This window comes from Massilia sp. YIM B02443 (assembly GCF_030411955.1).
In the GTDB taxonomy this organism is placed as follows: Bacteria; Pseudomonadota; Gammaproteobacteria; order Burkholderiales; family Burkholderiaceae_D; genus Telluria.
Window position 1 is genome coordinate 29,392 of the sequence record NZ_JASNRA010000008.1, and the last position, 25,003, is coordinate 54,394.

The 25,003-nt window shown below is 66.7% G+C and carries 22 protein-coding genes; 13 read left to right on the top strand and 9 right to left on the bottom strand.

Going from position 1 to position 25,003, the window contains the following annotated elements; translation table 11 throughout:
• Positions 1-37: 37 nt before the first annotated feature.
• Both QPK27_RS10325 and pyrE read left to right on the top strand, forming a co-directional pair.
• Positions 38-1,993, top strand: a complete 1,956-nt coding sequence (locus QPK27_RS10325; protein WP_290418146.1) for an ATP-binding protein — start codon at positions 38-40, stop codon at positions 1,991-1,993.
• 32 nt (positions 1,994-2,025) lie between these two features.
• The gene (gene pyrE / locus QPK27_RS10330; protein WP_290418147.1) at positions 2,026-2,688 is read left to right on the top strand and encodes an orotate phosphoribosyltransferase; all 663 of its coding nucleotides are present in this window, start codon (positions 2,026-2,028) and stop codon (positions 2,686-2,688) included.
• A 479-nt stretch (positions 2,689-3,167) separates the two neighbouring features.
• Here pyrE and gatB read toward each other — a convergent pair whose 3' ends face one another.
• Genes gatB through gatC form a run of 3 tightly spaced genes read right to left on the bottom strand, consistent with a single transcriptional unit; the run spans position 3,168 to position 6,475 of the window.
• Positions 3,168-4,628, bottom strand: coding sequence for an Asp-tRNA(Asn)/Glu-tRNA(Gln) amidotransferase subunit GatB (gene gatB / locus QPK27_RS10335; RefSeq protein ID WP_290418148.1), 1,461 nt, complete (start codon positions 4,626-4,628; stop codon positions 3,168-3,170).
• A gap of 31 nt (positions 4,629-4,659) precedes the next feature.
• Positions 4,660-6,135 carry an Asp-tRNA(Asn)/Glu-tRNA(Gln) amidotransferase subunit GatA gene (gatA, locus tag QPK27_RS10340; RefSeq protein ID WP_290418149.1) on the bottom strand — a complete coding sequence of 492 codons (1,476 nt, stop codon included), beginning with the start codon at positions 6,133-6,135 and terminating at the stop codon, positions 4,660-4,662.
• 40 nt (positions 6,136-6,175) lie between these two features.
• On the bottom strand, positions 6,176-6,475 hold the full coding sequence (gatC, locus tag QPK27_RS10345) for an Asp-tRNA(Asn)/Glu-tRNA(Gln) amidotransferase subunit GatC (protein WP_290418150.1): 300 nt from the start codon (positions 6,473-6,475) through the stop codon (positions 6,176-6,178).
• Positions 6,476-6,789: 314 nt separating this feature from the next.
• Here gatC and QPK27_RS10350 point away from each other — a divergent pair, with 314 nt between their 5' ends.
• The 8 genes from QPK27_RS10350 (at position 6,790) to QPK27_RS10385 (ending at position 14,572) form a co-directional block, all read left to right on the top strand.
• The gene (locus tag QPK27_RS10350; protein WP_036247668.1) at positions 6,790-7,833 is read left to right on the top strand and encodes a rod shape-determining protein; all 1,044 of its coding nucleotides are present in this window, start codon (positions 6,790-6,792) and stop codon (positions 7,831-7,833) included.
• 160 nt (positions 7,834-7,993) lie between these two features.
• On the top strand, positions 7,994-9,121 hold the full coding sequence (mreC, locus tag QPK27_RS10355) for a rod shape-determining protein MreC (protein ID WP_290418151.1): 1,128 nt from the start codon (positions 7,994-7,996) through the stop codon (positions 9,119-9,121).
• Positions 9,111-9,629, top strand: coding sequence for a rod shape-determining protein MreD (gene mreD, locus QPK27_RS10360; RefSeq protein WP_290418152.1), 519 nt, complete (start codon positions 9,111-9,113; stop codon positions 9,627-9,629). Before mreC ends, mreD begins: the two co-directional genes overlap by 11 nt.
• A gap of 16 nt (positions 9,630-9,645) precedes the next feature.
• Positions 9,646-11,631 carry a penicillin-binding protein 2 gene (mrdA, locus tag QPK27_RS10365; protein WP_290418153.1) on the top strand — a complete coding sequence of 662 codons (1,986 nt, stop codon included), beginning with the start codon at positions 9,646-9,648 and terminating at the stop codon, positions 11,629-11,631.
• 2 nt (positions 11,632-11,633) lie between these two features.
• Entirely contained in the window at positions 11,634-12,752 is a 1,119-nt protein-coding gene (rodA, locus tag QPK27_RS10370) for a rod shape-determining protein RodA (protein ID WP_290418154.1), read from the top strand.
• A gap of 17 nt (positions 12,753-12,769) precedes the next feature.
• The gene (locus QPK27_RS10375) at positions 12,770-13,813 is read left to right on the top strand and encodes a septal ring lytic transglycosylase RlpA family protein (protein WP_290418155.1); all 1,044 of its coding nucleotides are present in this window, start codon (positions 12,770-12,772) and stop codon (positions 13,811-13,813) included.
• 202 nt (positions 13,814-14,015) lie between these two features.
• Positions 14,016-14,216 (top strand): ribbon-helix-helix protein, CopG family, encoded by a 201-nt coding sequence (locus QPK27_RS10380; protein WP_290418156.1) that lies wholly within the window; start codon positions 14,016-14,018, stop codon positions 14,214-14,216.
• Positions 14,213-14,572 (top strand): hypothetical protein, encoded by a 360-nt coding sequence (locus QPK27_RS10385; RefSeq protein ID WP_290418157.1) that lies wholly within the window; start codon positions 14,213-14,215, stop codon positions 14,570-14,572. The genes QPK27_RS10380 and QPK27_RS10385 overlap by 4 nt, the downstream gene beginning before the upstream one ends.
• A 44-nt stretch (positions 14,573-14,616) precedes the next feature.
• Here the strand turns inward: QPK27_RS10385 and QPK27_RS10390 are convergent, their stop codons facing one another.
• From QPK27_RS10390 to argS, 6 genes are all read right to left on the bottom strand, one after another.
• Entirely contained in the window at positions 14,617-15,354 is a 738-nt protein-coding gene (locus tag QPK27_RS10390) for an SPOR domain-containing protein (RefSeq protein WP_290418158.1), read from the bottom strand.
• A gap of 17 nt (positions 15,355-15,371) precedes the next feature.
• Positions 15,372-16,088: a type III pantothenate kinase gene (locus QPK27_RS10395; RefSeq protein ID WP_290418159.1), complete on the bottom strand. Its 717-nt coding sequence runs from the start codon at positions 16,086-16,088 to the stop codon at positions 15,372-15,374.
• Positions 16,085-16,849, bottom strand: coding sequence for a biotin--[acetyl-CoA-carboxylase] ligase (locus QPK27_RS10400; RefSeq protein WP_290418160.1), 765 nt, complete (start codon positions 16,847-16,849; stop codon positions 16,085-16,087). Before QPK27_RS10400 ends, QPK27_RS10395 begins: the two co-directional genes overlap by 4 nt.
• Positions 16,846-17,637 carry an SDR family oxidoreductase gene (locus QPK27_RS10405; RefSeq protein ID WP_290418161.1) on the bottom strand — a complete coding sequence of 264 codons (792 nt, stop codon included), beginning with the start codon at positions 17,635-17,637 and terminating at the stop codon, positions 16,846-16,848. The genes QPK27_RS10400 and QPK27_RS10405 overlap by 4 nt, the downstream gene beginning before the upstream one ends.
• A gap of 17 nt (positions 17,638-17,654) precedes the next feature.
• Positions 17,655-18,344, bottom strand: a complete 690-nt coding sequence (locus QPK27_RS10410) for an SPOR domain-containing protein (protein WP_290418162.1) — start codon at positions 18,342-18,344, stop codon at positions 17,655-17,657.
• An 87-nt stretch (positions 18,345-18,431) separates the two neighbouring features.
• Entirely contained in the window at positions 18,432-20,144 is a 1,713-nt protein-coding gene (gene argS, locus QPK27_RS10415; RefSeq protein ID WP_290418163.1) for an arginine--tRNA ligase, read from the bottom strand.
• A gap of 205 nt (positions 20,145-20,349) precedes the next feature.
• Here argS and rsmB point away from each other — a divergent pair, with 205 nt between their 5' ends.
• Genes rsmB through QPK27_RS10430 form a run of 3 tightly spaced genes read left to right on the top strand, consistent with a single transcriptional unit; the run spans position 20,350 to position 24,951 of the window.
• Complete coding sequence (rsmB, locus tag QPK27_RS10420; protein ID WP_308633450.1) at positions 20,350-21,996, top strand: 16S rRNA (cytosine(967)-C(5))-methyltransferase RsmB; 1,647 nt, start codon at positions 20,350-20,352, stop codon at positions 21,994-21,996.
• A 56-nt stretch (positions 21,997-22,052) separates the two neighbouring features.
• The gene (locus QPK27_RS10425; protein ID WP_290418164.1) at positions 22,053-22,628 is read left to right on the top strand and encodes a DUF4390 domain-containing protein; all 576 of its coding nucleotides are present in this window, start codon (positions 22,053-22,055) and stop codon (positions 22,626-22,628) included.
• A complete protein-coding gene (locus QPK27_RS10430; protein WP_290418165.1) occupies positions 22,618-24,951 on the top strand; it encodes an ATP-binding protein in 2,334 nt (777 codons plus the stop codon). The genes QPK27_RS10425 and QPK27_RS10430 overlap by 11 nt, the downstream gene beginning before the upstream one ends.
• Positions 24,952-25,003 lie beyond the last annotated feature (52 nt).

A 25,003-nucleotide genomic window follows, 5' to 3' on the forward strand; every position in this document is an offset into this window, starting at 1 on the left:
GTGTTTGTCCTTTGCCGCGCCACACGAATCCCTATCCATGAAAAACGACAAATCGTTCGACGCCGGACCCGGCGTGCGCATGCATGACGATGCATCGGTCACGGAACTGGCCGACTTCGTCGAGAAGGCCGTTGAAGGCCTGCACCGCGTCGGCCCCGACGGCACCATCCTGTGGGCCAACCGCGCCGAGCTGCAGATGCTCGGCTACCGCTGGGAAGAATACGTCGGCCGCCACATCGCCGAATTCCACGCCGACCCGTCGACCATCGACCACATCCTGACCACGCTGCTGTCCGGCGGGGCGCTGTACGACCAGCCGGCGCGCCTGCGCTGCAAGGACGGCTCGATCAAGCGCGTGCTGATCCACTCCAACGGCCACTTCGAAGATGGCGAATTGCGTTACACGCGCTGCTTCACGCGCGACGCCACCGAGCGCCACGAGCGCGATGTCGCCCTGGCCCAGCGCGATGCCATGCTGCTTAACGCGCCGGTGGCGGCGGCCCTGCTGGTGGGGCCGGAGCTGCGCTTCCACCTGGCCAACCGCCGCTATTGCGAACTGGTCGACTGCTCGGACCTGAAGGGCAAGACCTTCGTCGAGGCTTTCCCGCAGGTGCAAGGCAGCGCCGTGGCCGAGGCCATCGCGCGCGTCTACCGCAGCGGCGAAGCGTTCAACGAGGAAGAGCTGGCGCTGACGGTGGCCGGCGCCGACGGCGTGGCGCAGGAGCGCTTCTTCCGTCTGAGCCTCGAACCGCTGCTGGGCGCCGATGGTCGCCCGGAAGGCGTGATCCTGGTGCAGGTCGAGGTGACCGAACACGTGCGCAACCGCCAGGCGATCGAGCGCGCGCAGCGCGAACGCGAACAGCTGCTGGTCGATCTCAGCGCGGCGAGCCAGGCCAAGGACGAGTTCCTGGCCATGCTCGGCCACGAGCTGCGCAACCCGCTGTCGCCGATCGTCACCGCGCTGCAGCTGATGCGCATGCGCGGCGACGGTTCGCACGGGCGCGAGGGCGAGATCATCGGGCGCCAGGTGGATCACCTGGTGCGCCTGGTGGACGATCTGCTGGACGTGTCGAAGGTCACGCGCGGCAAGATCGAACTCAAGATCGAGCGGGTCGAGCTGGCGCAGGCGCTGGGCAAGGCGGTCGAGATGGCCAGCCTGCTGATCGAGCAGCGCCGCCACCGGCTGGAGGTCGAGATCGCGCCGGGCGTGCTGTGGGAAGGCGATCCGGTGCGGCTGGCGCAGGTGGTGTCGAATTTGCTGACCAACGCGGCGCGCTACACCGAGCCGGGCGGGCAGATCCGGCTGCAGGCGCGGCGCGACGGCAACGACGCCGTGGTCAGCGTGCGCGACACCGGCATCGGCCTGGCGCCGGAAGTGCGCGGCCAGGTGTTCGACCTGTTCTTCCAGGGGAAACGCAGCATCGACCGCGCCGAAGGCGGGCTCGGGATCGGGCTGGCGCTGGTGAAGAACATCGTCGAGCTGCACGGCGGCCGGGTCGAAGCGCGCAGCGAGGGCCGCGGCCTGGGCAGCGAATTCGTGGTGCGGCTGCCGCTGCAGCGCGGCGCGGGCATGCTGGCGCCTGCTCTTGCTGCGGCGCCGCTGCTGCCGGCTGCGCAGGTGGCGCCGCAGCGCGTGCTGCTGGTCGACGACAACGCAGACGGCGCCGACACGCTGGGGCGGCTGCTGCGCGCGCACGGCCACCAGGTCGAGGTGTATTACGACCCGGTGACGGCGCTGGCGGCGCTCGAGCGCCTGCGCCCGACCGTGGCGCTGCTCGACATCGGCCTGCCGGTGCTGGACGGCTACCAGCTGGCCGCGCGCATCCGCGCCACCGACGCGGGGCGCGACTGCCGGCTGGTGGCGCTGAGCGGTTATGGCCAGGAAGCGGACCGTGAACGCAGCCGCGCGTGCGGCTTCGAGCGCCATCTGGTCAAGCCGATCAGTCCTGACGATGCGGCGCGGGTGGTCGCGGGCGGCGAGCGGAGCGCGTAAAATAGCCGCTTTCGACATTCAGGGGGAAGCACGTGAGCGATCTGCGCCAGCAATTCATTGGATTTTCGGTCGAGGCCGAGGTATTGAAGTTCGGTCAATTCACGACCAAGGCCGGGCGCCTGTCGCCGTACTTCTTCAACGCCGGCCTGTTCCACGACGGCGCCACCCTCGGTAAGGTGGCCGAGTTCTACGCCCAGACCCTGCTCGACTCGGGCGTCGAATTCGACATGCTGTTCGGCCCGGCCTATAAAGGCATCACCCTGGCCAGCGCCACCGCCGTGGCCCTGGCCGCGAAGGGCCGCAACACGTCGTACGCCTACAACCGCAAAGAGGCAAAAGACCACGGCGAAGGCGGCACCATCGTCGGCGCCAAGCTGCAGGGCAAGGTCGTGATCGTCGATGACGTGATCTCGGCCGGCACCTCGGTGCGCGAATCGGTGACGATGATCCGCGCTGCCGGCGCCGAACCGGCCGCCGTGCTGATCGCGCTGGACCGCATGGAGCGCTCGGGCAAGGACGACGCGCTGTCCGAGCTGTCGGCAGTGCAGGAAGTGGCGCGCGAGTTCGGCATCCCGGTGATTTCGATCGCCAATCTGGCCGATCTGTTCAGCTATCTGGACACCCATACCGCTGATGCGCGCCTGTCCCAACACAAAGACGCCGTCGCCGCCTACCGCACCCGCTACGGCATCTAACCCTTTCAAATAGGGTCAGAGTCGAATTGTTTGACAACTTTCGCTAGTTGTCATTTAAATCGACTCTGACCCTCATTATCTTGCAATTGTTTCTCCAGGAACGAATTAGGGTCAGAGTCGAATTGTTTGGCAGTTTTGAGAAATTGCTCAACAATTTGACTCTGACCCTAATTTTTTTTGGGGTATCTTGTTGCTGGGGATAACTTTTATCCACGGGCGTTACAGCGTCTTCTGAAGCCGTTCAGAATTGCTTTCAAATTCAATTGTCTACTGCAACTTTCGATCCCAAAATAATTAGGGTCAGAGTCGAATTATTGAGCAATTGCTCGAGGTCGGACGATAAATGGGGACAAGGTGCGCGAGCTGGGAAATTGCACGCAGCGAAAGTAAATCAGGGTCAGTGTCGAATCGCCAAGCAACGTGAGAAATTGCTCAATAATTCGACTCTGACCCTAATTGTCGGGGCGAAGCGGGAGGGCTTAGCCGGCGAGTTTTTTCTTCAGCAGTTCGGTGACCTGGGCCGGGTTGGCCTTGCCTTTCGAGGCCTTCATCGTCTGGCCGATCAGGGCATTGATGGCAGCTTCCTTGCCGGCGCGGTATTGTTCGACCGATTTGGCGTTGGCGGCCAGGACTTCGTCGACGATCGCTTCCAGCGCGCCCGTATCCGAGATCTGCTTCAGGCCTTTCTGGTCGATGACGGTGTCGGCCAGCGCTTCATCGGTCGACTTGGCGTCCCACATGGCGGCGAAGACTTCTTTCGCGGCCTTGTTCGAGATGGTGCCGTCGGCGATGCGCTTCAGGAGCAGGGCCAGCTGGGCCGCGCTCACCGGCGCGTCCAGCAGCTCGACGCCTTCGCGGTTCAGGGTCGACGAAACGTCGCCCATCATCCAGTTGGCGGCCGCTTTCGCGTTTTCCTTGCCGGCCTTGGCCACCACGGCTTCGTAGTAGTTGGCCATCGCCTGCGACGAGGTCAGGACCAGGCTGTCGTATTCCGGCAGGCCGTAGTCGCCGGTGAAGCGCTGGCGCATGGCTTCCGGCAGTTCCGGCATCTCGGCCTTCACGCGCTCGATCCAGTCCTGGCCGATGATCAGGGGCGGCAGGTCCGGGTCGGGGAAGTAGCGGTAATCCTGCGCGTCTTCCTTGGTGCGCATCGAGCGGGTTTCCTTGCGGTCCGGGTCCCACAGGCGGGTCGCCTGGATCACCTTGCCGCCGTCTTCGATCAGCTCGATCTGGCGCCGCACTTCATAGTGGATCGCTTCTTCCATGAAGCGGAACGAGTTCAGGTTCTTGATCTCGCAGCGGGTGCCGAATTCCTTCTGGCCGAGCGGGCGCACCGAGACGTTGACGTCGCAGCGGAAGGACCCCTCTTGCATATTCCCGTCGCAGACACCCAGCCACATCACCAGCGAGTGCAGCGCCTTGGCATACGCCACCGCTTCTGCAGCGCTGCGCATCTCCGGCTCGGACACGATCTCGAGCAGCGGCGTGCCGGCGCGATTCAGGTCGATGCCGCTCATGCCCGCGTAATCTTCGTGCAGCGACTTGCCGGCGTCTTCCTCGAGGTGGGCGCGGGTCAGGTTGACGGTCTTGGTCTCCAGCTTGCCGTCCTTCTCGTAGGCGAAGCTGATGGTGCCGCCCTGGACCACCGGATCGTCCATCTGGCTGATCTGGTAACCCTTCGGCAGGTCGGGATAAAAATAGTTCTTGCGCGCGAAGACCGACTGCGGCGCGATCTTTGCGCCGACCGCCAGGCCGAAGCGGATCGCGCGTTCGACCGCGCCGCGGTTCAGCACCGGCAGCACGCCCGGCAGCGCCAGGTCGACCGGGCTGGCCTGGGTGTTCGGCTCGGCGCCGAAGCGGATCGAGCTGCCGCTGAAGATTTTCGATTGGGTCGTGAGCTGGACGTGGTTCTCAAGACCGATGACGACTTCCCATTGCATAGTGTTCTCTCTTTGTTCAGTGTCGACGGACTTACACGCCTTCCGGCGCGCGGGTGTGCCAGTCGGTCGCCTGCTGGTACTGGTGCGCGATGTTCAGCAACTTGGCTTCGGCGAAGTAGTTGCCGATGATTTGCAGGCCGACCGGGCGCTTGCCGTTCTTCTCGCCTGCGCCGAAACCGCAAGGGATCGACATGCCCGGCAGACCGGCCAGGCTGGTCGACAGCGTGAAGATGTCGGCCAGGTAGTTGGCGACCGGGTCATTCGACTTCGAGCCCAGGTCCCACGCCACCGTCGGCGCCACCGGTCCCATGATCACGTCGCATTTATCCGCGAACGCGGCCTGGAAGTCGTCGGCGATCAGGCGCCGGATCTTCTGCGCCTGCACGTAATACGCGTCGTAGTAGCCGTGGCACAGCACATAGGTGCCGACCATGATGCGGCGCTTGACTTCGGAACCGAAACCTTCGGCGCGCGTCTTGCGGTACATGTCCTGCAAATCCTTGTACTCGCTGGCGCGGTGGCCGTAGCGCACGCCGTCAAAGCGCGACAGGTTGGACGAAGCCTCGGCCGGGGCGATGATGTAGTAGGTCGGGATCGACAGCGCCGTCTTCGGCAACGAGATGTCCACCAGGGTCGCGCCCAGTTTCACGAACTGCTCCAGCGCCGTGCGCACCGCGCTTTCGACGTCAGGCGCCAGGCCTTCGCCGAAGTACTCGCTCGGCACGCCGATTCGCAGGCCATTCAATGGCTGGTTCAGGTCGCGGGTGAAGTCTTCACGCCCGTTGCCCTGTTCCGGCGTGAGGCTGGTCGAATCGCGCTCGTCGAAGCCGATCATGTCGTTCAGCAGCAGCGCGCAATCCTCGGCGGTCTGGGCGATCGGGCCGCCCTGGTCCAGCGACGAGGCGAACGCGATCATGCCGAAGCGCGACACGCGGCCATAGGTCGGCTTGATGCCGGTGACGCCGCAGAAGGCGGCCGGCTGGCGGATCGAGCCGCCGGTGTCGGTGGCGGTGGCGGCCGGCGCCAGGCGCGCGGCGATCGCGGCGGCCGAGCCGCCCGAGGAGCCGCCCGGCACGGCCGTCGCGTCCCATGGATTCTTCACCGCGCCGTAGGCCGAGTTCTCATTGGCCGAACCCATCGCGAATTCGTCCAGGTTGACCTTGCCGAGGGTGACCATGCCGGCGGCGCCGAGGCGCTCGACCACGGTGGCGTCGAACGGGCTGACGTAACCTTGCAGCATCCTGGAGCCGGCGGTGGTGCGCCAGCCACGCGTGACGAAGATGTCCTTGTGCGCGATCGGCACGCCGGTCAGCGCTCCCGCGGTGCCGGCGGCGATGCGCGCGTCGGCCGCGGCGGCCTGCGCCAGCGACAGTTCGCGGTCGACGTGCAGGAAGGCGTTGTGGCCGCTGGCGTCGATGCGGTCCAGGTAATGGCGCGTCAGTTCGGTGCTCGAGACCTGCTTCGATTGCAGGAGCGCGGACAGCTCTTTGAGGGTCTTGTTATGCATATGCGGTTCGATTCAAAAACGATTCAAGAGAGCAGGGCGATTACTCGATGACCTTCGGCACCAGGTACAGGCCGTCCTGGGCTTTCGGGGCCGGCGCCTGGTAGTCCTCGCGGCGATTCTGTTCGGTGACCACGTCGTCGCGCAGGCGCAGCGGCAGGGCCAGGATGGCCTCCAGTGGCTGGGCCAGCGGCGCTACGCCGGAGGTGTCGACCGCCGCCATCTGTTCGGCCAGGGCGAAGATGCCGTTCAGCTCGGCCAGCGCGGTCTCGGCATGGGTGTCATCCATGTCGAGCTGGGCCAGGTTGGCGATGCGTTTTACGTCTGAAAGAGTCAGGGACATGGCAAATAGGCGCGCATCGGCACGCGCAAAATATGATTGGGCGAATAATGAATGTTAGCAAGTTGTCAGCGAACGGCGTTTTACGGTCGATAAAACCCTGCAAACACCCCCGAATTCGCTTGCTAATCGGCAGGGAAAACCGCCGGTATTCAGCATGTAAACGCCAAATTATAAGGTAGAATGGCGGGCTAATGCGTTGTCGTGCCGAAAGCCGCGCAACCACGCAGCGAAGCCCGCGCCGCCCTCGGTTGGCAGGCGCGGCACAGAATTCCCGATCAATGTTTAGGCGCACATTGATGCGCATCAGGACACCCATGTTTGGTTTTTTACGCAGCTACTTCTCGAACGACCTGGCGATTGACCTCGGCACCGCCAATACGCTGATCTACGTCCGCGGCCTGGGCATCGTGCTGGATGAACCGTCGGTGGTGGCGATCCGCCAGGAAGGCGGCCCGAATGGCAAGAAGACGATCCAGGCGGTCGGCAAGGAAGCCAAGCAGATGCTGGGCAAGGTGCCGGGCAATATAGAGGCGATCCGCCCGATGAAGGATGGCGTGATCGCCGACTTCACCGTCACCGAGCAGATGCTCAAGCAGTTCATCCGCATGGTGCACGACTCGAAATTCTTCCGTCCGTCGCCGCGCATCATCATCTGCGTGCCGTGCGGCTCGACCCAGGTCGAGCGCCGCGCGATCCGCGAATCGGCGCTCGGCGCCGGCGCCTCGCAGGTGTACCTGATCGAAGAGCCGATGGCGGCCGCGATCGGCGCCGGCCTGCCGGTGTCGGATGCGACCGGCTCGATGGTGGTCGACATCGGCGGCGGCACCACCGAGGTGGGCATCATCTCGCTCGGCGGCATGGTCTATAAAGGTTCGGTGCGCGTCGGCGGCGACAAGTTCGACGAAGCGATCGTCAACTACATCCGCCGCAACTACGGCATGCTGATCGGCGAACAGACCGCGGAAGCGATCAAGAAGGCGATCGGCTCGGCGTTCCCGGGGTCGGAAGTCAAGGAAATGGAAGTCAAGGGCCGTAACCTGTCCGAAGGCATCCCGCGCTCGTTCACCATCTCGAGCAACGAGATCCTGGAAGCGCTGACCGACCCGCTCAACAACATCGTCTCGGCGGTCAAGAATGCGCTGGAACAGGCGCCGCCGGAACTGGGCGCCGACATCGCCGAGAAGGGCATGATGCTGACCGGCGGCGGCGCGCTGCTGCGTGACCTCGATCGCCTGCTGATGGAAGAAACCGGCCTGCCGGTGCTGGTGGCCGAAGATCCGCTGACCTGCGTGGTGCGCGGTTCGGGCATGGCGCTGGAACGCATGGACAAGCTGGGATCGATCTTCTCGTACGAATAAAAACACGGACCGGCACGCATCAAGGCTACATGAGCGCGACATGAAGGCACAGGGCGGGCAGTACGCACGGCGGACAAGCGCGTGCGGCTGCCCGCCTTGACGTATCTTCCGCCCTTTTCGTCATCGCGCGCCGGCATCCCGTTCCACCATCACCAACGTCATGGAATACAGTCCTCCGCCGCTGTTCAAACAAGGCGCGCCCGCGCGCGTCAAGGTGACGGTGTTCGCGCTGATCGCGATCGTGCTGCTGGTGCTGGACGCGCGCATGAACCTGCTGGGCGGGGTGCGCAGCGTGGCCGCCACCGTGCTGTACCCGGTGCAGATGGCGGCCCTGATGCCGCGCGAAGCGCTGTCCAATATGGGCGGTTATTTCTCGTCGGTGTCGACGCTGCAGCGCGAAGTGCAGGCGCTCAAGGAACAGCAGTTGCAGCAGGCGACCCTGCTGCAGCAGGCCCAGTTGCAGATGGCCGAGAACGCCCAGCTGCGGCGCCTGATGGAAGGCAAGGCGCAGCTGCCGGTGCAGTCGCAGATGGCCGAGATCCTGTACGACGCGCGCGACCCGTCCACCCGCCGCGTGGTGATCGACCGCGGCTCGCGCGCCGGCGTCACGCTCGGCCTGCCGGTGATCGACAATGCCGGCGTGGTCGGCCAGGTCACGCGCGTGTTTCCCTTTACTTCCGAAGTCACGCTGCTGACCGACAAGGACCAGGCGATTCCGGTGCAGGTGCTGCGCAGCGGCTTGCGCAGCATCGTGTACGGCCGCGGCCATTCGGGCCTGCTCGACCTGCGCTTCGTGGCCCAGGACGCCGACATCCAGGTCGGCGACGTGCTGGTGACCTCGGGCCTGGACGGGATGTATCCGGCCGGCCTGGCGGTGGCGCGCGTGACCCAGGTCGAGAAGGCGGCCGGCTCGTTCGGACGCGTGGTCGGCCAGCCGCTGGCCGGCATCGACCGCAACCGCCAGGTGCTGGTGATCATGTCGCACAACGCGCTGCCGGAACGCCCGCAGCCGGCCCAGGCGCACGAAGGCAGCCGCCGCAAGCTGCCGAAGATGGAACCGGTGCCGCAGCCGCCGCTGCCGGCGGCGCCGTTGCCTGCAGCCGGCACGCCGGCCGCCGCGGCGCAGGCCGCAGGGGCGCCTGCCGCAGGAGCGCCTGCCGCAGGAGCGCCTGCCGCAACCACCAACACCGCACCGGGCGCAGCGCAAGCGACCGCGCCGGCCGCGCGCCAGGCAACCACGCCAGCCGCAGCGGCCGCGCCCAACGGAGTCAATCCCAATGTCCGCTAACCGCCCGCATTACATCCTGCTGCCCGTCAGCCCGCTGTTCATCGCGTTCAGCCTGGTGTGCGCCTTCATGCTCAACCTGCTGCCCTGGGGCCGCTGGATCGGCGCGCCGGATTTCGTCGCGCTGGTGCTGGTGTTCTGGGGCATCCACCAGCCGCGCAAGGTCGGCATCGGCATCGCCTTCGGCATGGGCCTCCTGATGGACGTGCACGACGCCAGCCTGCTGGGCGAGAACGCGCTGGCCTATACGCTGCTGTCCTACCTGGCGATCATGATCCACCGCCGCGTGCTGTGGTTCCCGGTGCTGACCCAGGCCATGCACGTGTTCCCGCTGCTGCTGCTGGCCCAGGCCATCCAGCTGGTGGTCCATTTCGCCGTCTCGGGACGCTTCCCGGGCCTGCTGCAATTCATCGAAAGCGTGGTGGCGGTGGCCCTGTGGCCGGCGATCACCTGGCTGCTGCTGGCGCCCCAGCGGCGCGCCGTCGACCGCGACCACACCCGCCCCATCTGACCAGGCATTATTGCGAATGACCGAGTTCAAGGACAGCGACCGCGAGATCCACCAGTTCCGCACGCGCCTGACGGCGCTGGTGATCCTGGTCTTCATCTGCTTCGGCCTCTTGGTCGCGCGCGTGGTCTGGCTGCAGGTGCTGCACCACGACCAGTACGCGGCCCAGGCCGAGGACAACCGCATCGCGCTGGTGCCGATCGTGCCCAACCGCGGCCTGATCGTCGACCGCAACGGCGTGGTCCTGGCGCGTAACTATTCGGCCTACACGCTCGAGATCACGCCGTCGAAGCTGCAGGCCGACCTCGAGTCGGTGATCGACGAATTGGCCAAGCTGGTCGAGATCGACGCGCGCGACCGGCGCCGCTTCAAGCGCCTGCGCGAAGAGTCGCGCAGTTTCGCCAGCGTGCCGCTGCGCACCCGCCTGACCGACGACGAGGTGGCGCGCTTCACCGCCCAGCGCTTCCGCTTCCCCGGGGTCGAGGTGCAGGCGCGCCTGTTCCGCCAGTATCCGATGGGCGAGGTGGCCTCGCACGTGATCGGCTACATCGGCCGCATCAACGCCAAGGAGGCGAACGCGCTGGAAGAAAGCGACGACGCCGCCAACTACAACGGCACCGACCATATCGGCAAGGAAGGCGTCGAGAAGCGCTACGAGCGCCAGCTGCACGGCGTCACCGGCTACGAGCAGGTCGAGCGCTCGGCCGGCGGGCGCGCGATCCGCACCCTGCGCCGCACGGCGCCGACCCCGGGCAGCAACCTGATCCTGTCGATCGACATCGAGCTGCAGAAGGTGGCCGAGGAAGCCTTCGGCGACTACCGCGGCGCGCTGGTGGCGATCGAGCCGTCCACCGGCGACGTGCTGGCCTATGTCTCGCGCCCGGGGTTCGACCCCAACCTGTTCGTCGACGGCATCGACACCCAGAGCTGGAACGAGTTGAACACCTCGCTCGACCGCCCGCTGATGAACCGTCCGCTGTCGGGCACCTATCCGCCCGGCTCGACCTTCAAGCCCTTCATGTCGCTGGCGGCGCTCGAGATGGGCTTCCGCCGTCCGCACGACGCGATCCGCGACCCCGGCTTCTTCATGCTGGGCGGGCACCGCTTCAACGACGACAAGCCGGGCGGCCACGGCATCGTCAACATGTACCACTCGATCGCCCACTCCTGCGACACCTATTACTACCAGCTCGGCAACGAGATGGGGATCGATAACATCTCCAACTTCATGCGCGAATTCGGCTTCGGCCAGCCGACCGGGATCGATCTCGATCACGAAAAGACCGGCGTGCTGCCGTCCAAGGAATGGAAGGCCGAACGCTTCAAGCGCAACCGCGCGGCCCAGAAATGGGTGGGCGGCGACACCATCTCGATCTCGATCGGGCAGGGCTTCAACAACTACACCATGCTGCAGCTGGCGCATGCGACCGCGATCCTGGCCAATAACGGCGTGGTGATGAAGCCGCACCTGGTCAAGATGGTCGAGGACGGATCGACCCGCCAGCGCACCCTGACCGTGCCCAAGGAAACCCGGCGCCTGGCGTTGAAGCAGGAGCACATCGACTTCATCAAGGATGCGATGGCGGGCGTGATCCGCGAAGGCACCGGCCAGCGCGCTTTCGCCAGCGCCGCCTATACCGCGGGCGGCAAGACCGGCACCGCGCAGGTGATCGGCCTGCGCGGCAAGAAGTACGACGCCAATGCGATCGACGAACGCCATCGCGACAACGCCCTGTTCACCGCCTTCGCGCCGGCCGACCAGCCACGCATCGCGATCGCGATGGTGGTCGAGAATGCCGGCTTCGGCGGCGTGGTGGCGGCGCCGATCGCGCGCAAGGTGCTCGACTACGCCATCCTCGGCAAGCGTCCGGCGCCGCCGCCGGAACCGAAGGACGGCGCCGCGCCGGGCAGCGCCCGCAAACCTGCGCCTGCACCGGCTCCCGCGCCGGCACCCGCAGTCAATCCCGTCGTCGCCAGCGCCGCCGCCACCACCCGAACCCAGTAACCATGGCCCATATTCCAGAACGCCGCTCGCTGCGGCGCCGCCTGCGTCCCTATTTCACGGTGTTCGACCTGCCGCTGACCCTGATCCTGGGGATCCTGGTCACGATCAGCATGGTCACCATGATGTCGGCCGGCGCCGACTTCCCGGACCGGGTCGAGCACCAGATCCGCAACTTCCTGCTGTCGTTCGCCGTCATGTGGATCGCCGCGAACATCGCGCCGCAGACGCTGATGCGGCTGGCCGTGCCGATCTACACGGTCGGCGTGGCGCTGCTGCTGGCGGTGGCCATGTTCGGCCTGATCAAGAAGGGCGCGCGGCGCTGGCTGCACATCGGCGTGATCGACATCCAGCCGTCCGAGATCATGAAGATCGGGGTGCCGCTGATGCTGGCCTGGTACTTCCAGACCCGGGCCCAGGTGGCGGGCTGGAAGCACTACGTCATCGCCGCCGTGATCCTGATGATCCCGGTCGCCTTCATCATGAAGCAGCCCGACCTCGGCACCTCGCTGCTGGTGGCGTCGTCGGGGCTGTACGTGATCTTCCTGGCCGGCCTGTCGTGGAAGGCGATCATCGCGCTGGCCGTGGCCGGCCTGGCCTCGTTGCCGCTGGGCTGGTCGATGATGCACGACTATCAGCGCGAGCGCGTGATGACGCTGATCGACCCGACCTCGGACCCGCTGGGCAAGGGCTTCCACATCATCCAGTCGATCATTGCGATCGGCTCGGGCGGCGTCACCGGCAAGGGCTATATGCAGGGCACCCAGGGCTACCTCGAATTCGTCCCGGAACGCACCACCGACTTCGTGTTCTCGGTGTATTCGGAAGAATTTGGCCTGGTCGGAAACCTGGTGCTGTTGTTCGTTTATCTATTGTTGATCGGGCGCGGACTGATGATCGCGGCCAATGCCCCGAACGCCTTCGGGCGCCTGCTGGCCGGTTCGATTTCCATGATTTTCTTCACCTATGCATTCGTGAACATGGGCATGGTGGCCGGGATTCTGCCGGTGGTGGGGGTGCCGCTGCCCTTCATGAGCTACGGCGGCACCGCATTTATCACGCTCGGCCTTGGCGCCGGCATATTGATGAGTATTCAAAGACATCGTAAACTGGTGCAGACGTAATAGATGGAGGACGACCCATGGCCGTTCGAAGAAACATCCCGGCGGCTCTGGTTACCGGATTTGCAGTACTACTGGCCGGCTGCAGCACCACCGGCGAACATAAACCACTGATCCCGCTGCCCTGGCCGCACAAGCCGGCCGCCAAGCACGGCCCGGCACCGAAGCTGCCCGCGGCCAACTCCGGCCGCGGCGGCTACTACAAGGACGACGGCCCGGGCGACGACATCCCCGACGGCCTGCTCGACGTGCCGGACGCGATCGTCAAGGATGAGCCGTATGCCAAGTGGGCCAACCGCCCGTACTCGGTGTTCGGCAAGACCTATACGCCGATCCTGCACCAGGACGCCTTTACCCAGCGCGGCGTCGCCACCTGGTACGGCGTCAAGTTCCACGGCCAGCGCACCTCGTCGGGCGAAGCCTACGACATGTACAAGATGACGGCCGCCCACCCGACGCTGCCGATTCCCTCGTACGTGCGCGTGACCAGCGTCGATTCGGGCAAGTCGGTGGTGGTGCGCATCAACGACCGCGGCCCGTTCCACTCCAGCCGCATCATCGACGTCTCGTACACGGCGGCGCTGAAACTCGGCCTGTTGGGCAAGGGCAGCCATGAAGTCGAGATCGAGCGCCTGTTCCCGAACGACCCGACCCGCATCGCCACCGTGCGCCGCGAAGCCGTGTCGAAAGAACAATCGGCGCCGCCGGACATCGCGGCCCTGATGCTGGAAGACCGGGTCGAAGCGAAGGCGCTGGCGGCGCAGATGGAGCCGGTGATCACCGACATGCCGGCCGCGGCCAACGCGTCGGGCGTGTCCGCGCCCGCATCCCCGGCCGGCGGCTACTACATCCAGCTCGGCGCCTACGGCCGTGCCGGCACCGCGGAGGCGCTGAGCGACAAGCTGGCGCGCGCCGGCGTCGACCTGGGCACGCTGGAAGTGGTGAAGGTAGGGGCGCTCAATCGCCTGTACGGCGGGCCGTTCGCGACAAGGGCCGATGCGGCGGAAGCGGCGCGGGCGGTGCCGGTCGATTTTGGCTTGAAGCCGATCGTCGTGCGGCGCTGAGGCACCTCAGTTTCTTGCTGGTTCAGGGCGCTATCAAGCAGGCTGGCGACGCCGGCAAGCCTGCGTTGACGTTTTCGTCTACTTTCCATTCCTGAGCTGGGTACGCTTGCACGTTTCGCCGTCGGCACGATGTCCATCCAATCCGGACCCCAATGCAGGGGTATAATCTACGCAAAATTTGCGTATAAACGGAGGTATCATTATGGCAACTTCATTCAATATTGATAGTCGGCTGGATGCCAAGCTGGAGGAATTGAAGAAGCACTTTGGCGCTTCTTCGAAAAGCGAAGTTTTGCGTAAGGCAATTGCACTCTTGGATGTTGCTGCGCGCCATGAAAACGCTGATGGAAGCCTCTCGATCGTCCAGAACAAGACAGACGAAACGAAGATCATTCTCCGATGAGCGGGCATAACGAGAGTGTCGTCAATCTCGGCGCTCATGCAAGCAGGCTCGGAAGTGCCAGGGCCAACAGTATCTATGTCGACATCGTTCTTCGATTTCTGATGGTTGTGGTCGTGTCAGGAATTTTCATTTGGCTCAACCATGGAGTGCTGGATATCGTTGCCGAGGTCATGAAAAGCGACAAGGAGATGCTCGTTGCCAGACAGATCACCGCATCGGACAGGCTCATTACATCCAATGTGATCATGGCCCTGGTCGGCGCCACTGTCGTGCAGACCGGTATTGGCTTCATCGCGATTTGTACCTACCTCTTTCCGAAGCGGGCGGCAGAAACCGTCGCGGATACTGACGAGTAATCCGGCACTGCTGCGGCTCTGCGGGCAGCAGCCGTCAGTCGTGATCAGTCACAGTTGCGCACCGCCGCGCCGCTGAAATCGTCGGCGATGCCGGCAATGCGCGTGCGCGCTCCAGCGTCGATGCGCCGGAACTGGAACGCGGTGCGCGTGGTCTGCGGGCCGCGCGGCAGGATGCGCACGCCGCGCACGCCCTGGCGTCCGAGGTCGGCGGCCAGTTTCTGGGCCGCGCCGTCGGTCTTGAACACGCCCAGCGAGATCGCGTAGCGCAGCGGCGAGTCGCCTTGCATGATGAAGAAGTTGGCCACGCCGCGTTCCTTCAGTTCGGCGGCGCGGCGCTGGGCGCCTTCGCGGCCGCCGTTCGGCGGCAGGTAGACCAGGCGGCTTGTGACTTCCTGGAATGGGGTGTCGACGCGCGACGCGCGCGCGGCCAGGTCGAGGCGGTTGATGCGCGATTCGAAGCGGCGCGCGTCGGCGGTCGAGAACGGGCCGGCCTGGACGCAGGCGATCAGCTGCACTGTGGGAGCAGGAACCGGGGCAGGCGGGGCGGCCGGCGCTTCCGGCTCCCTGGCTTCTTCTTCGGCGACGTTGTCGGAGGCGTCGGTGCTCGTGGCGGCGGCTGTCGCTTCGCCTTCCGTGAGCAGCACCAGGCGCTCGCCGGCCAACTGGTTTTTCAGGCGCGCCGGTTCGTGCTCCTCGGCGCCGGCCGGGCCCAGGTAGCCCTGGCGGAAGGCGAACAGGGCGGCGTTCACTGCCACCAAAGCCCAGAATACGAATTTCAGCACCGCGGTTCTCCTCCTTGTCAGCGTGCGGCCGCCTGCAGGCCGACCAGCACGATGTTATCGACCGCCCGGTAATCGACCTTGAGCGCCGGCGCGATGCTGGGCGCGGCGCCGCCCGAGACGATGCAGACCCGCGCGCCGTGACCGGCGACGGCGCGCTCGATCGCCCCGGCCTGCGCCGACAGGCAGCCGGCGACGATGGCATCATCGGTATTGTCGCCGAACAGGGGCGGTATCGCGCGCCCGGCTGCCACTTGCGGCAGCTGGGCGGTGTTGCGCGCCAGCGAGGACGCCATCAGCGCCAGGCCGGGCAGGATCATGCCGCCGATGAACACGCCGTCGGCGCTCACCGCGTCGACCGTGGTGGCGGTGCCGCAGGTGGCCACGATCAGGTCCTGGCCAGGAGCCAGCGCGCGCGCGCCGATGGCGGCGGCGAAGCGGTCGCACCCGAGGCGGGCCGGTTCGCGGTAGCCGTTGCGCAGGCCGGCGCGTTCCGGTGTCGAGGCGAACCACTCGACCGCGATCCCAGCCGGCAGCGCGGCGGCGATGCGTTCGCGCAGCAGCGGGCCGGCCACGTTCGAGATCAGCGCCCGCGTGCATCCAATCCATCCGGGCGCCATGCGATCCAGCTCCGCATGCAGTCCGGCGCCATGCGCGCGCCAGCTACCGGGCGCAGCATCATCGTCCACCAGCGCCCACTTGACGCGGGTATTGCCGGCGTCGACCAGCAGCATCATGCCTTGACCCGCAGCGAGACGTCACCGGCCAGGATCGGCACGCGGCCGGCGTCGGTGTCGAGCAGTAAGCGCCCGCTGTCGTCGACGCCCGCCGCCCGGCCTTCGTGCAGCACGGCGCCGTTGTCGAGCAGGACCACGGTTTGGCCCTGCCAGGCGTGATGCAGGTTCCAGCGCGCGCTGAAGGCGGCGAAGCCGCGCGCGGCGAATTCGCGCAGGGCGCCGGCCAGGCCGTCGAGCAGGGCGGCCATCAGCACGTCGCGCTCCATGCGCGCCAGCCACGGCACGCCGGCCGCGCTGCGGCCCAGCTGCGCCTCCATCTCGTCCGGCATCAGGAGATTCAGGCCGATGCCGATCACGGTCCAGGTGCCGCCGCCCGGCGCCGACTGGGTCTCGATCAGGATGCCGGCCAGCTTGTCACCGTCCTTGAGCAGGTCGTTCGGCCACTTCAGTTGCACCTGCTGGCCGAGCGCGCCCAGGGTCTCGGCCAGCGCTACGCCGACCGCCAGCGGCAGGCCGGAGAGCGCTTGCGGGCCACCGTCGAACTTCCACGCCAGCGAGAAGGTCAGCGAGCCTTCGGGCGACGACAGCCAGCTGCGCCCGGCGCGTCCGCGACCGGCGCTCTGGTGCTCGGCGATCAACAGCAGCGGCGCATCGAGCGTAGGGGCGCGCACCAGGAGATCGGCGTTGGTGGAGCCGGTCTCGCGCACCACTTCGACGGCGACGCCGGATGTGGACAGGCTGGCGATAGCGTCGGCGTTCATGCGTCCCCCTTGCGCTGCTTGGTCGGCGCGCGCGAAAACGCGAAGTCGAATACGACATTGGGCAGCAGCCGCAGCAGCTTGGCCACGAGGCCCATCTGCCAGGGCAGCACGCGGTAGCCGGCGCCGCGCGCGATGACGTCAACCGCCTGCGCCGCAAAACGCTCGGCGGGCATCAGGAAGGGCATGGGAAAACGGTTCTTGCTGGTCATGGGTGTGGCAATGTAGCCGGGGGCGATGGTCACCACCCGGATGTTGGTGTTGCGCAGTTCGACGCGCAGCGATTCGCAGTAGCTGTGCACCGCCGCCTTGCTGGCGCAATAGGCGCCGGCGCCGCGCATGCCGCGGATGCCCGCCACGCTGCCGATGCCGACCAGGCGGCATGGATTGCTCTGCGCGCGCATGGCGTCGATGAACGGCGCGAAGGTGGCGACGGTGGCGTTGACGTTGGTGGCGAAGACGGCGTCGAACACGGACAGGTCGGCCGCGCGCTCGGTCAGGGTGCCGTGCGAGATGCCGGCGCTGGCGATGACGATGTCGGCGCCGCCGTTGGCCGCGATGAAGTCGTGCGCCGCCGCCTGCAGGGCAGGGCGGTCGAGCACATCGACGACATAGATGCGATGGCGTTTGGAATCGGGCAGGGAAGCAGCCAGCGCCTCGAGCGCGTCGCGACGCCGTCCCAGCAGGCCAAGGCTGGCGTCGCGCGCCGCGTACTCGCGCGCCAGCGCGGCGCCGATGCCGCTCGAGGCGCCGGTGATGAAGACCCGGTCCCCTGTGCGCGGCGCGTGCATGGTCGGCGGGTTGAAGCTTAGCGCTGGTTGCGCACGATGGCGACGTCGATGCCGCTGTCGAGCAGCTTGGCGCGCGCCTTGTTGACGGCTTCGACCTGGTTGTACGGGCCGACGCGCACGCGGTGCAGCACGCCGCTGTCGGTGCTGCGGTCGGTGATCGCGGCTTCGAAGCCGAGCAGGGCCAGCTTGGCGCGGGTGTTCTCGGCGTCCGACATTTCGCGGAAGGCGCCGGCCTGCAGGTAATAGATGTAGCCGTCGGTGACGGCGGCGGCAGCGCCGGCCGGGGCCGCGGTGTTGACCGGCGCGGCAGGAGCGGCAGGGGCCGCGCTGGCGAGCTTCGGCTGCTCCTGCATGCCGGCGATCGCCGCGCCGAGCGGGTCGGAATCGGCGGCAGCGGCCGGCGCGCGCGCAGGTGCCGCGGGCGCAGCCGGTGCAGCAGGGGCTGCCCGTTCGGCCAGCGCGCGATTCGCTTCGCGCGCGGCGTCGCGGTTGCCGTACAGCGGCTTGTTCGGGTCGGTGGCCTGGCTCGGCTCGAGGTCGGCCGGGCGGCCCATCTTGTTGGAACGCTCGGTGAACGGCGACGCGCCCTTGGTAATCATGAGCGCGACCGCTACCGCGATGCCCAGCCCGATGATCAGGCCGATGATGATGCCGGTCAGGGTGCTGCCGCGCTGGCTGCGCTTCGAGAAGGAACGGATGGCGGTCATGTTGCTTTCGATTGGTCGGAGAGGGGAAGTGATGGTCCGGCAATGCAGCGCGAAGCAGCGCAGCGCCGGGACCATCACATCGTTACATTACATCTTGTCGGGCGCGGAGACGCCGATCAAGGCCAGGCCGTTGCGCAGCACCTGGCGGGTGGCGGTGGCCAGCGCCAGGCGCGCCAGCTTGAGCGGCTCGTCGTCGTCCAGCAGCCACTTGTTGGCGAAGTAGTAGCTGTGCAGTTCGCCGGCCAGTTCGCGCAGGTAGAACGCCACCTGGTGCGGGCCGAGTTCGGCCTGGGCGCGCTGCAGCATTTCCGGATAGGCGGCCAGCTTCGCCAGCAGGCTGGCTTCGTGCGGCGTGGTCAGCACCGACAGGTCGGCGTTCACCAGCGCTGCTTCGTCCCCGCCCCAGTTGTTCAGGGCCGAGCAGATGCGCGCGTGGGCGTACTGCACGTAGTACACCGGGTTCTCGTCCGAGGTCTTCAGCGCGACGTCGACGTCGAACACGAACTCGGTGTCGGCCTTGCGCGAGATGAGGAAGAAGCGCACCGCGTCGCGGCCGCGCGTGATGTCGCCGTTGCCCGACCATTCGATCAGGTCGCGCACGGTCACGTAGGAGCCGGCGCGCTTCGAGATCTTGACCTCTTCGCCGTTCTTCATGACGGTGACCATCTTGTGCAGCACGTAGTCCGGGTAGCCCTGCGGGATGCCGATGTTCACCGCCTGCAGGCCGGCGCGCACGCGCGCGATGGTGCCGTGGTGGTCGCTGCCCTGGATGTTGATGGCCTGGTCGAAGCCGCGGCGGAACTTCTGCATGTGGTACGCGACGTCCGGCACGAAGTAGGTGAAGCCGCCTTCGGACTTGCGCATCACGCGGTCCTTGTCGTCGCCATAATCCGTGGTCTTGAGCCACAGGGCGCCGTCCTGTTCGTAGGTGACGCCGGCGTCGATCAGGGCCTGCACCGCCTGCTCGACCTTGCCGTCGGCGTACAGCGACGACTCGAGGTAGTAGTTGTCGAACTTGACGCCGAAGGCCTGCAGGTCGATGTCCTGCTCGTTGCGCAGGTAAGTCACGGCGAAGCGGCGGATCGATTCGATGTCTTCCACATCGCCGCTGGCGGTGGCGGGTTCGCCGTCGCTGGCCGAGACGGTGGCCTTGGCCAGGAAGCCGTCGGCGATGTCCTGGATGTAGTCGCCGTTGTAGGCCGACTCGGGCCATTCGGCGTCGCCCGGCTTGAAGCCGCGCGCGCGCGCCTGCACCGAGCTCGCCAGCGTGGCGATCTGGACGCCGGCGTCGTTGTAGTAGAACTCGCGCGTCACCTGGTGGCCCTGGGCTTCGAACAGCGACGACAGCGCGTCGCCCAGCGCAGCCTGGCGGCCGTGGCCGACGTGCAGCGGGCCGGTCGGATTGGCCGAGACGAATTCGATGATCGCATGGTGGCCGTTGCCTGAGGTGCCGCGCCCGAATGCCTGGCCTTGTTCGAGGATGGTGCGCACCACCGACTGCTTGGCGGCGTTGGCCAGGCGCAGGTTGATGAAGCCGGGGCCGGCGATGTCGACCGATTCGACCAGGCCTTGCGCGCCCGGCTCGGCCTGCAGCGCGGCGACCAGGCGGGTGGCCAGTTCGCGCGGGTTGGTCTTGAGCGGCTTGGCCAGCTGCATGGCGATGTTGCAGGCGATGTCGCCGTGCGACGGGTCGCGCGGACGCTCGAGCACGACGTTGGGGACGAGGTCGGTACCGGCGACGATCGGCGCCAGGGCTGCCTGGAACAGGGCAACGATTTGTTGTTTTTGTTGGGCGAGCATGGGAATGGTCGAAAGAGTAAGGGGATGCGGTGACGCTGGCGCCTGTGGTCAGGCAAACAGCTGCCATTATACTAGTTTGGGAAAGCGGATTGGCGGCAGGCGGCGCGGCCATTGGTACTCAGGTAACGGCATTGCAACGCTATTAAGCGTCGCCAAAGGCATAACCGTTACAATGGACGCCCTTTTTCGCAACATTGTATTCGCCATGACCGACAAGCGCCCGACGCTCACCCTGAAACCCAAGGCCAAGGCCGCCGGCGGCGCGTCGCGGCCTGGCGCGGTCGGCCGCGGACCGGCCCAGGCCGGTTCCAGTTCCAGTGCGGGGCGACCGGCCCAGGGCGGCGGCAAGCCGGGGCCGTCCAGCACCGGCCAGCCGCGTCCGTTCGACAAGGATGCGCGCCCGGTCGGCAAGCCGCCGCGGGTGCAGGGTGGCGACTTCCCCGGCGCGGTAAAGCATCGCAGTGAACCGGTGCGCCACGAGCGTCCGCGCGACGAAGCGCCGCGCCTGCGCCAGAGCCACGAGGTCAAGGTCCAGCCGCAGCGCGACTACCGTCCCGATTTGAAAGGCGATTCGCTGGCGCTGGCCCTGCTGGGCGCGGCCAATGCCGTGTCGCGGGTGCGCGCCGGCACCGCGCTGCCGCAGGCGCTGGCGGCCGTGTTCGCCGCCTACGATGCGGCGCCGCAGGCGCGCGGCGCGATCCAGGACATCGCCTACCGCACCATGCGCCAGCTGGGCCGCGGCGAAACCCTGCTCGGCCTGATGACGACCAAGGCGCCCGAGCCGCCGATGCTGGCCGCCTTGCTGCAGGCCGCGCTGGCCTTGCTCGATCCGGCCGAAGGCGAGCCCCCGTACGAGGCGTTCACGGTGGTCGACCAGGCGGTTAGCGCCGCCGCCGCCCACCCCGATTTCGCCCACGCCAAGGCCATGGTCAACGCGGTGCTGCGACGCTTCCTGCGCGAGCGCGAGGCCCTGGTCGAACAGGCGCTGCGCGAACCGCTGGCGCGCTGGAATTATCCGCAGTGGTGGATCGACGCCACCCGCAGCGCCTATCCGCGCGACTGGGAAGCGATCCTGCGCGCCGGCAACGTCCATCCGCCGCTGACCCTGCGCGTCAACCGCCGCCACACGACAGTGGACGCTTACTTGCAGATCCTGGCGGACGCCGGGCTGGAAGCGCAGCAGGTGGGCCCGACGGCAGTGCGCCTGGCGCAGGCCATCAACGTGGCCCAGATTCCGGGCTTCGCCGACGGCGTGGTCTCGGTACAGGACGCCGGCGCCCAGCTGGCCGCGCCGCTGCTCGACCTGCAGGACGGCATGCGCGTGCTGGACGCCTGCGCCGCCCCCGGCGGCAAGAGCGGCCACATCCTGGAGACGGCGAATGTGAACCTGACTTCGGTCGATGCCGACCCGGCGCGCCTGGCGCGGGTGGGGGACAATCTGGGCCGCCTGGGCCTGCAGGCCAGCCTGCTGGCAGCCGATGCGGGTAGCAGCGACTGGTGGGACGGCAAAGGCTACGACCGCATCCTGGCCGACGTGCCGTGCACCGCCTCCGGCATCGTGCGCCGCCACCCGGACATCCGCTGGTTGCGCCGCAAGTCGGATACATCCCAACTTGCAACACTTTCCACCAAAATACTCGACAATCTTTGGCAGATGTTGCTGCCCAATGGTAAATTGCTGTTCGTGACATGTTCGCTCTGGCCCCAGGAATCGGAGGCGCAGGCCGCCGCATTCGCGGTGCGCCACGACGCAGTCCGCCTCGACGCGCCAGGCCAACTGCTGCCGACCGGCGGCTCCGGGCAGGATCATGACGGTCTGTTCTACGCCTTGTTCCAGAAGAAAGGGGCGTGATGTTCTCCAGCAGTCGTTCTCCTATAATCCGCGCAATGTAAGGCACCGGCCCACCCGTGACGTACCGATTTTTCCGCCTCCTCGCATGCCAGCTGCTGCTGGCGTTTGCGTGTGCCTTCGCGGGCGCGCCGGCGTGGGCGGCTGACGGCATCGACATCACGCGCGCCACCATCGAGGCCGGGGACGACGGCTACCGCCTGAACACGGCCTACGATTTCGAACTCAATCACGGTCTCAAGGATGCGATCCAGCACGGGGTGCAGCTGCACTTCACCACCGAGATCGAGCTGACCCGCCCGCGCTGGTGGTGGCGCGACGAGAAAGCGGTGGAGCAGAAGCGCACCATCCGCATTTCCTACGACGTGCTGACCCGCCAATACCACGTGATGGTGATGGGCAGCTTCCAGCAAAGCTTCCAGACCTTCGACGAAGCGATGTTCATGATCCGGCGTCCGACGCGCTGGCTGATCGCGCCCAAGGGCAAGCTCAAGCCCGGCGAAACCTATGAAGTCTCGCTGCGCATGTACATGGACCGCGAATACCTGCAGAAACCGTTGCAGGTGAACGCCTTCAACGACTCCGACTGGCGCCTCACCTCCAACAGGAAGACCTTCACCTACCGTGCGGAGTAAATCGCTCAATCAGGCGTTGCGCTATGCGCTGGTGGTGGGCGGCACGATCGTCTCCATCCTGCTGTTCCTGCTGGCGTCGGCGTCCGACAATTCCGGCTTCTTCGACCGTTACTATGGCTGGCTGCTGGGCCTGAACACGGCGATGGCCGTGCTGCTGCTGACCCTGGTGGTGGTGGGCCTGGCGCGGCTCTATTCGCGCTACAAGGCCGGCAAGTTCGGCTCGCGCCTGATGGCCAGACTGGTGCTGCTGTTCGCCGGCATCGGCATCCTGCCCGGGCTGGTGATCTTCATGGTGTCGGTGATGTTCGTGTCGCATTCGATCGACTCCTGGTTCGACGTCAAGATCGAGGCCGCATTGACCTCGGGCCTGAATCTGGGGCGGGCGGCGCTGGACGAATCGCTGTCCGAACTGGGCGCCACCGGCCAGACCGCGGCCGCCACCCTGGCCGGCCAGAACGACATGACGGCGCAGCCGGTGCTGGCGCGTTTGCTGAGCGACACCAGCGGCCTGCAAAGCGCCATGCTGCTGGACGCCAACGGCGGCGTGCTGGCCGCCGCCACCGAAGACCGGCGCGCCAACCTGGCGGCCGACATTCCCGATCCGCAGATGCTGCGCTCGGCCTCGATGCCGGGCGGGTATGCGCGCGCCGAGGGCGGCATCGAACGCGATTTCCGCGACCAGGAAGCGCGCGGCAACGGCCAGGCCAATGCGCTCGACGCCGTCACCAGCCTGCGCCTGCGCGTGGTGCTGGCGGTGCCCGAGCCGCCCGGCGCGGCGCCGCGCTACCTGCAGCTGCTGCAATCGGTGCCGGTCAACCTGGCCTCGAATGCCGAAGTGCTGCGCACCGCCTACAGCGAATACCAGCAGCGCAACGTGGCGCGCACGGGCCTGCGCAAGATGTACATCGAAACGCTCACATTGACGCTGCTGCTGGCCATCTTCGGCGCCATCGCCAGCGCCTTCCTGATCGCCGGTAACCTGGCCCAGCCGCTGCTGGTGCTGGCCGAAGGCACCCAGGCGGTGGCCGAGGGCGACCTGTCGCCGCGCCCGATCGTCGAGACCAACGACGAACTGGGCACCCTGACCCAATCCTTCAACGCCATGACCGGCCAGCTGTTCGAGGCGAGGAGCGCGGTCGAGCGCAACCGCGCCGCGCTGCAAAGCGCCAAGGCCCACCTGGAGTCGGTGCTGGCGAACATGTCGGCCGGCGTGATCGTGCTCGACGCCGAAGGCACGGTGGTCAATTCCAACGACGCCGCCTACCGCATCCTGCAGGTGGAGCCGGGCGCGCTGGCCGGGCCGCTGGGGAAGATCCCGGGCCTCGAGCACTTCTCGCTGTGCATCACGCGCGCGTTCTCGGCCCAGAGCGCGCACTCGGCCGCCGACCGCCGCAAGCGCGGCCACTGGCAGCAGCAGATCGAGATCCCGCGCGACACGCTGCGCAAGTCGGGCGGCGAGGAAATCGACCATGACATCGTCTTGCTGGCGCGCGGCTCGCGCCTGCCGGTAGGCCTGGACAGCGGCTTCATCGTGGTGTTCGACGATATCTCGGACGTGATCACGGCCCAGCGCTCGGTGGCCTGGGGCGAGGTGGCGCGCCGCCTGGCGCACGAGATCAAGAACCCGCTCACGCCGATCCAGCTGGCGGCCGAGCGCATGCAGATGAAGCTGGAAGACCATCTGCCCGAGACCCAGGCCGACCTCCTGCGCCGCAGCACCACCACCATCGTCAACCAGGTCGACGCCATGAAGCGCATGGTGGACGACTTCCGCGACTACGCGCGCACGCCGCCGGCGGTGCTCGAGCCGCTCGACCTGAACGGCCTGATCGAAGAGATCCTGAGCCTGTATCTGGCCGAGGACTCCACCGACATCATCCGCGCGCGCCTGGCGGGCGGCCTGCCGCGCGTGATGGGCGACGCCACCCAGCTGCGCCAGGTGATCCACAACCTGCTGCAGAACGCCCAGGATGCATTGACTGATCGTGACCGTGAGCGCGAGCCGGACGCGCCGCCGCCGCTGGTGGAGGTCACCACCGAAGCGATTCATTACACCGGCGCCGACGGCCTGGCCGGCACCGCGGTGCGCCTGGCGATCGTCGACAACGGCCCCGGTTTCGCGCCGCGCATCCTGGCGCGCGCCTTCGAACCCTACGTCACCTCGAAGGCGCGCGGCACCGGCCTCGGGCTGCCGATGGTGAAAAAGATCGTGGACGAACACGGCGGCCGGATCGATCTCACCAACCGCGCCGACGGGTGTGGCGCAGCGGTTTCGATTTTGCTGTTAAAGTTAGCCCCAGAGGCGAACTTGGCCGAAGTGTGAAAGACTTATAAAATACACACCATGACGGGTAGAAGATCAGGAAGGCAGAGAG